This is a genomic window from Peribacillus sp. SIMBA_075, from assembly GCF_046534585.1.
The window spans coordinates 23,468-33,411 of the sequence record NZ_JAWRYN010000049.1; the positions used below are offsets into that span (position 1 = coordinate 23,468).

Consider the following 9,944-nt stretch of genomic DNA (forward strand, 5'->3'; position numbering starts at 1 on the left):
AAGATTTCTCTCCTTAATGCCACATCGGCCTCTAGAAAATTGCCCACTTGGCCAATGGCAGTTTTTTTCTTTTCTTCATTATGACCAATATTCCATATAAATACAAAGCATCCGTCCGAACTTCTGTAAGGATGTATATTTACATGATGAAAAAGCATGATAAGTAAAGAACTGATTTTTTCAAAAAAAGGAGGCTGTACAATGAGTGGAATTCAAAGAATTGCACTTGTTCTTACAATAATCGGGGCAATCAACTGGGGATTAATAGGGTTTTTCCAATTTGACTTGGTCGCTTCGATTTTCGGAGGGCAAGATGCTGGAATGGCCCGTATCATTTATGGATTGGTTGGAATTGCCGGCCTAATTAACCTTGGTCTTCTCTTTAAACCAAGTCCTGAAATTGCCAGTGAACCAGAAACCAAACCGAATCGTTGAAAGGGATTTTGTTTATATTCTATAAAAATAAAGCCGGACCATGGATAAAAAACATGACCCGGCTTTATTTAATTCATTTTCATGAAATCATGAAAATGACAAAAAAAACCGACTGATCGATTGATCTGTCGGTTCACAAAATTATTTTTTGATTAAGTCTTCGCGTTGAGATTGTTCAATCCACTCTTGAAGTTTGTCTTTCAATGTGTTGAAACCTTCAGTAGATTCGATGTGAGATGTTGCTTTAACAGATGCTTGGCGTTTTTTTGGAGCTTTTTTCGGAGCTTCAGTACGCTCAGGAGCTTCTTCTGTTGCGCGGATCGATAAGCCGATTTTTCCAGCAGCTGAATCGATTGAAAGCACTTTAACTTTTACTTCATCGTTCACTTTTAAATGTTCGTTGATATCTTTAACGAATCCGTGAGTAATTTCAGAAATATGAACTAAACCTTGAGTTGATTCATCTAAAGCAACAAAAGCACCGTATGGTTGAATACCAGTTACTTTACCAGTAACTACCGCACCAATTTCGAATTTTTCAGACATGGTAACACTCCTATTTTATATATATTTTTTCGTCTTTTCACGCAATAAAAAATTATATCACATAATTGGAAAATAATCAAAGTTAAGTATACCATACTTTTTTGAATTTTACTCATTAAAAATGTTTGTTTTTTGGAAATAATAAATATTATAAGAACGTTATTTATAATTTATCCTAAAAATTTGCAAATAACCTCCATTCCCTTAATATATTTACTCATTTTTCTAAAGATTGTAATATTAAAACACTACCCATTTCCTCATAATCATAGTAAGATGAAAAAATGTTTTAAAGAAATTATTGTTTACAGCTAGATAATCTTTACATCTAAAGGAGTTTTTCCATCATGTCAAAACAAGAACAATGGACTTCAAAACTTGGGTTTATCCTGGCAGCCGCGGGATCCGCTATTGGATTAGGCGCCATCTGGAAGCTCCCATATATGACTGGTGAAAATGGTGGAGGGGTCTTTTTCCTGCTCTTCATTTTGTTCACACTGCTTATCGGTGCCCCCATATTAATAGCGGAATTCACAATTGGCCGCAATGCACAGAAAGATGCCATTAGCGCATATAAATATATCGCCCCAGGAAAACCTTGGGTTTTGATCGGATATGGCGGTGTCGTCGCTTCCATCATTCTGCTTTCCTTCTTTAGTGTCGTTGGCGGCTGGATCATCTCCTATTTAGCAAGAAGTTTAACCGGTTCCCTTTCAAACTTAACCCAGACTGAGTATGGAAACTTCTTCAATACGATAATCAGCAATCCTTATGAAACGGTCATCGCTCAATTATTATTCATGGTTTTAACCATTTGGGTCGTGCAAGGTGGCGTATCCAAAGGAATTGAAAAAGCGAATAAATATATGATGCCTTCATTGTTCATTCTTTTCATTATTCTCCTCATCCGTTCCTTGACTCTGGACGGAGCAATGGAGGGTGTAAAATTCTTCTTGAAGCCGGACTTTTCCGCTTTAACAGGGGAAACGATCCTATTAGCTCTTGGCCAATCCTTCTTTGCACTTAGTGTTGGTGTTTCAGTGATGGTAACCTATGCATCCTATTTAAGTAAAAAAGAAGATATAACTAAATCGGCCTTCTCGGTGGTTGGACTGAATATCTTCATTTCCTTGTTAGCAGGTTTAGTCATTTTCCCAGCTGTTTTCGCACTGGGCTTCAGCCCTTCTAGCGGTCCTGGACTAGTATTCGTCGTGTTGCCTGCCGTATTCAATGAAATGGCGCTTGGCGGGATCTTCATGGCCATTTTCTTCATATTATTATTATTCGCCACACTTACAACGGCCTTCTCCATTCTCGAAATCGTCGTTGCAGCCATGATCAAAGGTGATACCGCAAAGCGGAAGAAGGCTTCTTGGATAGCTGGTAGCGTCGTTTTCTTGATTGGAATTCCAAGCGCATTATCATTTGGGGTGCTTTCAGATGTGAAGATTTTCAATTTATCCATATTCGATTTGGCTGATTATCTGACAAGCAACATCGCACTGCCAGTCGGCGCCTTGTTCATATCCCTTTTCATCGGCTATCAAATGAAAAGGATCGAGGTCCAAAAAGAGTTCGAAACTGGCGCAGATTCCGGTCGGTCACTTTTTAAACTTTGGTACTTCCTGATTCGCTACATTGTGCCGATCATGATCATACTCGTATTTCTTAACTCAATTAATCTCATTTAGTAATCCAAAATGCCGTTTCGATATTTCTCGAGGCGGCATTTTTTTTTCACAAAACCTACATATTCATTTGATTTCCTTTAGTTATAATATGGTAAAATCATTACATAAAGAAAATATTTCCTGAAAAAGGAGTGCCTGACTATGTCAAATATCGCGAAGAAAATCCGGCAATATCGAGAAGATCATAACCTCACTCAACAGGAACTGGCTTTGAAATTACGAATCGGCACCAAAAAGATTGAAAAGTATGAAACTGGTGAATCGATTCCTGATACTCAAACCATTTTACGGCTTTCGACCGTTCTTGACATTCCAGCTTCAGAGTTCTTGAAGGACGCCCAAACCGGAAACGCTTCTGGTGTTGACGAGGACATAAAAAAGCTGATTGAAGAAATCGGATCCAAAAAGGCTGAGCTCATCCTAAGAACAGCTAAAGACTTTAGCGAAGAACAAATTCTGAATGTTATGCATACTTTATATAATACACAAGCTAATTGAAAAAAATGGTCGTAGTATGTGTATTTTTTTTCAGAGTGCTGGATATACTATGATTAACACTTTCTATGTTAATCCATTAGATTAACTCTTTTTCTAATTCCCCCTATGGAAAGGGATCCGGCTGCTTATAACGGCCGGATCCCTATTTTTTTTGCTTTTATTGGCTATGGTTCTTCATGAAACGTTCCATCCTTCTAAGCGCTTCTTGAAGTTGTTCCATGGAGGATGCATAGGAACAGCGGATATGACCTTCACCGCTTTCCCCGAACACATCTCCCGGTACAACGGCTACAAGTTCTTCCGTCAGAAGTTTTTCAGCAAATTCCAACGAAGTCATCCCTGTTTTCTCAATGGAAGGAAAAGCATAAAATGCCCCGCCAGGATTGTGACAATCCAGACCCATATCGTTAAATGAATTCACGATATAATTTCGTCTTCTCCGATAACTCCGACGCATTTCTTCTACATCCTGCATTCCGTGCCTTAAAGCTTCCAATGCAGCATGTTGAGCAACGGTCGGCGCACACATCATCGCATATTGATGAAGCTTAAGCATCGCTTCAGAAATTTCCTTAGGTGCACAAACGAACCCAAGACGCCATCCGGTCATTGCAAAGCCTTTCGAAAACCCATTGATGACAATTGTCCGCTCAAGCATGCCGTCAATGGCAGCAAAAGAGGTGAATTTCTCATCATAAGCAAGTTCAGCATAGATTTCATCGGAAATGACAAGCAAGTCATGCTTTTTAATGATATCAGCAAGCATCACTAATTCTTCCTGTCCAAGCTGGGTGCCAGTTGGATTATTCGGTGAACAGATTAAAACCGCCTTCGTTTTAGGCGTGATTGCCGCTTCGAGTTGCCCGGGAGTCAACTTAAAGTCATCATCCTTTGAAGTTTGGACCGTGACCGGTATTCCCCCTGCCATGGTCACAAGCGGTGCATAGGCGACGAAACAAGGTTCCACTACAATGACTTCTTCCCCTGGATTCAAGATGGTCCTCAGGGCAATATCGAGAGCCTGGCTTGCTCCGACCGTGACAATGATTTGATCCTCTGGTCTATATGAAACATGGAACTGCTTCTCCATATACCAGCTGATTTCCGACCTTAATTCAAATAATCCTGCATTAGCCGTATAAGAGGTATACCCTTCCTCCAAGGAGTTGATCGCAGCTTCCCTCACTGCCCAAGATGTAACGAAATCCGGTTCACCCACACCAAGTGAGATGACCCCTTCCAAATTGGCTGCCAGGTCGAAAAAGCGGCGGATGCCTGATGGTTTAAGCTCTGCAATCGTTCTTGAAACATAACTCGTTTTAATCATGGTGACACCACTATCCGCTTATCTTCATCAGTTTGGTCAAAAATTGTGCCATCGTGCTTGTATTTTTTCATAATGAAGTGAGTCGTCGTAGAAATGACGGAATCCAGTGTCGAAAGTTTTTCTGAAACAAAGTTTGCCACTTCGTTCATAGAACGCCCTTCGACAATGACTGATAAATCATAAGCCCCCGACATTAAATAAACGGACTCGACTTCTTTGAATTTGTAAATCCTTTTTGCTACCTCATCGAAACCGACACCGCGTTTCGGAGTGACTTTTACATCAATCATCGCTGTGACACCATGGTATTCATCCACTTTCGCCCAGTTAATGACTGTTAAATAACGGACAATAACCCGCATATCTTCTAATTTCTTCAATGTTATTTCAATGCCCGCTTCTGATAGATTGGTCATTTTAGCCAAATCCTTCAGATCAATCCGGCTGTTATTTTCAATGATTCTCAAGACTTCCAATTCCTCTTCATTCAAGTGCATTGGAAAACCCCCCTTTTGGAATTCACTAATTTAGATGTGATGGTTTGGCTGGCAGATAGTCTCACGAATTACCTTATTAGACTTTTTTAGAATCCTATATGACAATATAAATTAATAAGTCCTATTCTGTCAGGATAAACTTATACTATTATATCAAAATTGGTTGACGACCTGTTATAGTAATTGTCTTTTTTCATCGTTATTATTACAATTACTGTTATGCAACAGTATTTAAGGACCTTTTTTGGGATATTCAGGTGAACACACACTTGTATCTATGACTAATACCAGAGGAGAAAGGGATTTATATGGAAATTCATACAATCAAAGGCATTGAACGGGTAGGAAATATAGAAATCTATTTTGAATATGACCATATGGATGATTCCTTCCCCACACTTGTACTGCTTCACGGATTTTTGTCATCCAGCTTCAGTTTCCGTAAATTAGTGCCCTATTTGATCAAGGAATTCAATGTGATCTCAATAGACCTTCCCCCATTTGGGCAAAGCGGTAAGGATTATCGATATACATATTCATTCCGGAACATTGCTAAATCCGTTGTTCTGTTCTTGGAGGGGAAAAACATCAGGAAATTCAGTATTATCGGCCATTCCATGGGCGGGCAGATTTCCCTGCAGCTCATAAAATCACATCCTGATCTTGTCGACCATGCCATCCTCCTTGCCGGATCAGGCTATCAGCCCGGCTATTCGGAAAAAATGAAGATGGTCAGTTACCTGCCTTTCTTTTCATTCGGGATAAAACGGTATTTACAAAAGTCCGGGATCGAAAAGAACTTGAAAAATGTCGTTCATGACCCGACCATGATTGACGATGAAATGCGACAGGGCTATCTAGGGCCATTCATAAAGAAGCATGATATTTTCCGTGCATTGGGGAGGATGCTCCGAGATAAGGAAATCGATTTGTTGAAGGAAGACCTTAGTGATATCCATACGCCTTGCCTGCTTATATGGGGAAGGCATGATAGAGTGGTACCGTTGGATATTGGCCAAAGGCTCCATGATGACCTGCCTAATTCCGAGCTTGTTGTCATTGAGGATACCGGGCACCTTCTTCCAGAGGAGAAACCGGAAGAGGTTTATCAATTAATTAAGGAATTTCTTGGTGTAGCCTCCCCAACTTAAAAACAAAACTCACGAGTAAACAGCGCAAACTTACGGGTAAACAGCGTAAACTCACGAGTAAACAGCGCAAACTCACGAGTAAACAGCGCAAACTCGCGAGTAAACAGCCCAAACTCACGAGTAAACAGCGTAAATTCACGAGTAAACAGCGCAAACTTACGGGTAAACAGCGTAAACTCACGAGTAAACAGCGTAAACTCGCGAGTAAACAGCGTAAACTCACGAGTAAACAGCGTAAACTCACGAGTAAACAGCGCAAACTCACGAGTAAACAGCCCAAACTCACGAATAAACAGCTCAAACTATGAGTAAAGAGAGAAAACTATGAGTAAAGAGCAAAAAAAACAACGTAAAAAAGGTGACCCTTATTTCTGGGTACACCCTTTTTCACCTTTAGATCGAACAGCTGGCATCATTTTTTATGATGAGCAGTTTCTGTGCAACTTCCAGGCATTTTTCCATCTTAACGGTTTCATCGAAAGCGAACTCGTAAATGGACTTTATTTTTTCCGCCAGTTCCTGCGGGCTATCTATATATCGGATTGCTACGACCGTATCCGCAATTTCCGGTTCATATAGATCCCATCCTATCTGGAAAGGGTCCCATTCTTGCAAAACGGCAGCCAACGCTAAATTCATTTGCTGTGTATCCATAATTCATCACCTGCTCAATAGGTTTTCAAAGAACATGTTATCATAGTATCATAACAACAGGCTTTTCACGAAGACGACAAATTTTTATTCGGCGGTGGACATTTTGAACAAGTCAATTTTTGAAGAACACATTAACAGAGAAAATTCAGGATCCGTAAAATGGGATAAAAACTCGCTCAAATCATTGTATGGGCGCGAAGATGTTCTGCCAATGTGGGTTGCCGATATGGACTTCCCATCTCCTGTGGGCATTCAAAAAGCGTTAATAGAACGCTTGAATCATCCAATTTTCGGTTATACCGTCCCTTCCGAAGCGGTTTTCACCGAAATTCAACGCTGGCTTAGAGACCGGCACTCCTGGCAAATCGATAAAGAGTGGATTTCATTTAGCTCTGGCGTCGTTTCTGCAATTGGTACAACAATCCAAGCTTTCACAGACCCGGGCGATAAAATATTATTACAATCACCCGTCTACACACCATTTTTTGATATGATCAAAAATAATGACCGGGAAGTGGTCAATAGTCCCCTTATCATAGAAGAAGATCGCTTTCAGATTGATTTCGCTGATTTTGAGGACAAGCTGAAAAGCGGAGTGAAGCTTTTCCTTTTTTGCAGTCCACATAACCCTGGCGGACGCGTTTGGACAAAAGAAGAACTCCTCCGAATCGGAGAGCTCTGTGAAAAATATGATGTAGTCATCGTCAGTGATGAGATTCATGCTGATTTATTCCATACAACATCCAGACATTATCCGATAGGCTCGCTTTCAGAGAAGTTAGCCGACATAACCGTCACGTTAATGGCGCCAAGTAAAACATTCAATATTGCCGGCCTTCAGGCTTCATTCCTGGTCACCAGTAATGAAAAATTACAAAATAAATTGCAAAAGGCACAAACGAAATTGGCATTTCATGGCCTTAACATCCTCGCTTTAACAGCGATGGAAGCTGCGTATCGAGAGGGCTTAAACTGGCTGGAAGACATGATTGGCTACATTGAGGAGAATATAAAAGTGGCTGAGGAATTCATCGCTGCTGAAATCCCTTCTTTGCATGTCATGCATCCGGATGCTTCTTACCTTCTATGGATTGACTGCCGTGATCTTGGATTGAATGACAAGGAAATTAAGGAACGGCTTATCCATCAAGGGAAGCTCGCATTGGAGCCTGGTTCAAAATATGGACCTGGCGGCGAAGGTTTCGTCCGAATGAATCTAGGTTGCTCACGCAGCATGATGATGGAAGGTCTAAACCGTTTAAAATTGGCTTTTTCATAAAAAAAGAACCAGGTTTAAAAATCCTGGTTCTTTTTTTCAATCTTTCTCTTCATCAACATAAGGATCATGCTCATATCGCGGCAAATCACCAAACGGGGTTTGAATATTTTCTTCAAAAAGTTCTTCCTTCAATTCTTGATATTGGGAGTTCGGGTAAACCGTTACCTCTTTACCGTATATATCCACACCAACAAAATTTTCATAATCTTCGACATATCCGATATTTTCTTCGGACTCAACATACATATCTTCGTAATCGCTTGGCGGATTTACAAAATCGGAAGGCGATTCAGATGTTCCGTAACTGGCAACATCCTGCCACGAATCTTCCGCATCGTAAGCAACCGATTCGTGCCGGTCATCATAATCAAACTTTCCAAACGGCGGTCCCAGCACTTCCTCTTCGATTGGCCGATTGTGCGAAGTTTCCTGTGACGGAGTATGCTCGACACAATAAGTCGTTGTAGGCATGGCTTTCATGCGTTCAATAGGTATTTCCTTTGAACAAACCTCGCACTTTCCATACTCACCTGCCTCGATGGCAGAAAGCGCTCGATCAATATCCCTTATTTCATCCCGATCATGCTCGGAAAGGGCCAAATCCTTTTCCCGTTCATATAACTCGGTTCCTTCATCGCCGGGATGATTATCGTAACTCGATAGCTCACCTGTCGAATCCTCCAAGCTTCTTCTTAAATCGTAGTTGCCTGAATCATTTAATCGCTCTTTCAACTCTTGCTTCGTTTGCTGCAATTGCTGTTGAAATTCTTTTAGCTGCTGATTGGATAGCATGTGCAACATCCTTTCAAAATCGTTCTTCCCTCTAGTATTTCTCTCTTCCCTTCATTCCATAAAGGTACTTTTTACCTTAGGAATAATTTAATTGAGGCAACAGAAGCTAAATTAGAAATATTGATTCTAGGAGGGCTTTCATTGTATTTCTATAAAGAAGATTTAATCAATATGATCGTTCCAGATAAGCCTGATCCCAATGCAGCAAAGGTTCTTCAGGAAACGCTTGGAGGGCAATTCGGTGAAATGCGGACGATGATGCAGTATTCTTTCCAAAGTGCCAACTTCCGCGGCAACGCTAAACAATATCGTGATTTAATCCGCGGGGTTTTCCTAGAGGAACTAAGCCACGTAGAACTTGTCCAATCAACCATCAACCAGTTGCTGAATGAGGCTGGTGGGGATATGCCCGGAGATTCCGGGATCGATGGTGCCCCATTGGATGATGCCATCCAGAGTGGTGCAAATCCACATCATTTCATAATCGGTGCGAAAGCGTCCCTGCCCGTCGACGCTGGCGGCAATCCATGGAATGGATCTTGGGTTTATGATCACGGCAATCTTGTGGCGAACCTTTTGAATAATGTCATCCTTGAATCTACGGGGGTTCTGCAAAAGTCGAGGATATATGAAATGAGCTCCAATAAAGCAATGCGTGAAACACTGGCATTTTTAATGGTCCGCGACAATGCCCATCAAAATGCATTTGCCAAGGCATTGGAAACTCTTGGGGTCAGCTGGGGGAAGATCTTCCCTATACCTAATTATGATTTGAACAAATATCCTGAATGCCGAAAATATGTGGATTTGGGCTATCATAATGCTCAATTCAATTTCAGGCTGGATCAAACTCAAATTGGCGAAATTTTCCAAGGGGAGACACCGAGCCGAAATGGCGGAAACCTTGCCGTTACCGAGCCGCCAAAAGGATTCCCGGTCCCGGAAATGCCAGATATGCCAAATGAACACAGCCCTGGTTTGAGTGATTTGAACAATTAAAAAGGCTCTTTTCGTAAAGATTGTTGTTTTTAAAACGAAACTATTTAAGGTTGATTGGAGCGGAAGTGCGAGACT

At 41.1% G+C, this 9,944-nt stretch carries 12 protein-coding genes; 6 read left to right on the plus strand and 6 right to left on the minus strand.

Annotated features, from left to right (window positions below; genetic code table 11):
* Positions 1 to 201: 201 nt before the first annotated feature.
* Positions 202 to 435, plus strand: coding sequence for a DUF378 domain-containing protein (locus tag SB775_RS23575; RefSeq protein WP_089361846.1), 234 nt, complete (start codon positions 202 to 204; stop codon positions 433 to 435).
* 141 nt (positions 436 to 576) lie between these two features.
* On the opposite strand, the gene yugI is transcribed toward SB775_RS23575, so the two are convergent.
* Positions 577 to 981 (minus strand): S1 domain-containing post-transcriptional regulator GSP13, encoded by a 405-nt coding sequence (gene yugI, locus SB775_RS23580; RefSeq protein WP_061465421.1) that lies wholly within the window; start codon positions 979 to 981, stop codon positions 577 to 579.
* 347 nt (positions 982 to 1,328) lie between these two features.
* Between yugI and SB775_RS23585 the strand changes: the two genes are divergently transcribed.
* Together SB775_RS23585 and SB775_RS23590 are read left to right on the plus strand one after the other, a co-directional pair.
* Complete coding sequence (locus SB775_RS23585) at positions 1,329 to 2,672, plus strand: sodium-dependent transporter (protein ID WP_061465422.1); 1,344 nt, start codon at positions 1,329 to 1,331, stop codon at positions 2,670 to 2,672.
* Positions 2,673 to 2,813: 141 nt separating this feature from the next.
* Positions 2,814 to 3,170: a helix-turn-helix domain-containing protein gene (locus SB775_RS23590; protein ID WP_410863593.1), complete on the plus strand. Its 357-nt coding sequence runs from the start codon at positions 2,814 to 2,816 to the stop codon at positions 3,168 to 3,170.
* A 157-nt stretch (positions 3,171 to 3,327) separates the two neighbouring features.
* Here SB775_RS23590 and SB775_RS23595 read toward each other — a convergent pair whose 3' ends face one another.
* Both SB775_RS23595 and SB775_RS23600 read right to left on the minus strand, forming a co-directional pair.
* Complete coding sequence (locus SB775_RS23595) at positions 3,328 to 4,497, minus strand: aminotransferase (RefSeq protein WP_089361849.1); 1,170 nt, start codon at positions 4,495 to 4,497, stop codon at positions 3,328 to 3,330.
* On the minus strand, positions 4,494 to 4,994 hold the full coding sequence (locus SB775_RS23600; protein ID WP_061465425.1) for an Lrp/AsnC family transcriptional regulator: 501 nt from the start codon (positions 4,992 to 4,994) through the stop codon (positions 4,494 to 4,496). The genes SB775_RS23595 and SB775_RS23600 overlap by 4 nt, the downstream gene beginning before the upstream one ends.
* Positions 4,995 to 5,302: 308 nt before the next feature.
* Here SB775_RS23600 and SB775_RS23605 point away from each other — a divergent pair, with 308 nt between their 5' ends.
* Positions 5,303 to 6,145 (plus strand): alpha/beta fold hydrolase, encoded by an 843-nt coding sequence (locus tag SB775_RS23605; RefSeq protein ID WP_089361850.1) that lies wholly within the window; start codon positions 5,303 to 5,305, stop codon positions 6,143 to 6,145.
* On the opposite strand, the gene SB775_RS23610 is transcribed toward SB775_RS23605, so the two are convergent.
* Positions 6,111 to 6,431 carry a hypothetical protein gene (locus tag SB775_RS23610; protein WP_410863594.1) on the minus strand — a complete coding sequence of 107 codons (321 nt, stop codon included), beginning with the start codon at positions 6,429 to 6,431 and terminating at the stop codon, positions 6,111 to 6,113. The two genes, SB775_RS23605 and SB775_RS23610, sit on opposite strands and share 35 nt — an antisense overlap.
* Positions 6,432 to 6,538: 107 nt before the next feature.
* On the minus strand, positions 6,539 to 6,799 hold the full coding sequence (locus SB775_RS23615) for a DUF1871 family protein (RefSeq protein ID WP_410863596.1): 261 nt from the start codon (positions 6,797 to 6,799) through the stop codon (positions 6,539 to 6,541).
* 94 nt (positions 6,800 to 6,893) lie between these two features.
* Here SB775_RS23615 and SB775_RS23620 point away from each other — a divergent pair, with 94 nt between their 5' ends.
* Entirely contained in the window at positions 6,894 to 8,078 is a 1,185-nt protein-coding gene (locus SB775_RS23620) for a MalY/PatB family protein (protein ID WP_410863597.1), read from the plus strand.
* Positions 8,079 to 8,114: 36 nt separating this feature from the next.
* On the opposite strand, the gene SB775_RS23625 is transcribed toward SB775_RS23620, so the two are convergent.
* The gene (locus SB775_RS23625) at positions 8,115 to 8,870 is read right to left on the minus strand and encodes a TraR/DksA C4-type zinc finger protein (protein WP_410863599.1); all 756 of its coding nucleotides are present in this window, start codon (positions 8,868 to 8,870) and stop codon (positions 8,115 to 8,117) included.
* A 141-nt stretch (positions 8,871 to 9,011) separates the two neighbouring features.
* Here SB775_RS23625 and SB775_RS23630 point away from each other — a divergent pair, with 141 nt between their 5' ends.
* Entirely contained in the window at positions 9,012 to 9,869 is an 858-nt protein-coding gene (locus SB775_RS23630) for a manganese catalase family protein (RefSeq protein WP_410863600.1), read from the plus strand.
* Positions 9,870 to 9,944 lie beyond the last annotated feature (75 nt).

Coding starts and splice junctions, on each gene's coding strand:
- SB775_RS23625 (WP_410863599.1), bottom strand. CDS start 8,870: ATGCTATCCAATCAGCAGCTAAAAGAATTTCAACAGCAATTGCAGCAA.
- SB775_RS23605 (WP_089361850.1), top strand. CDS start 5,303: ATGGAAATTCATACAATCAAAGGCATTGAACGGGTAGGAAATATAGAA.
- SB775_RS23590 (WP_410863593.1), top strand. CDS start 2,814: ATGTCAAATATCGCGAAGAAAATCCGGCAATATCGAGAAGATCATAAC.
- SB775_RS23595 (WP_089361849.1), bottom strand. CDS start 4,497: ATGATTAAAACGAGTTATGTTTCAAGAACGATTGCAGAGCTTAAACCA.
- yugI (WP_061465421.1), bottom strand. CDS start 981: ATGTCTGAAAAATTCGAAATTGGTGCGGTAGTTACTGGTAAAGTAACT.
- SB775_RS23575 (WP_089361846.1), top strand. CDS start 202: ATGAGTGGAATTCAAAGAATTGCACTTGTTCTTACAATAATCGGGGCA.
- SB775_RS23615 (WP_410863596.1), bottom strand. CDS start 6,799: ATGGATACACAGCAAATGAATTTAGCGTTGGCTGCCGTTTTGCAAGAA.
- SB775_RS23585 (WP_061465422.1), top strand. CDS start 1,329: ATGTCAAAACAAGAACAATGGACTTCAAAACTTGGGTTTATCCTGGCA.
- SB775_RS23600 (WP_061465425.1), bottom strand. CDS start 4,994: ATGCACTTGAATGAAGAGGAATTGGAAGTCTTGAGAATCATTGAAAAT.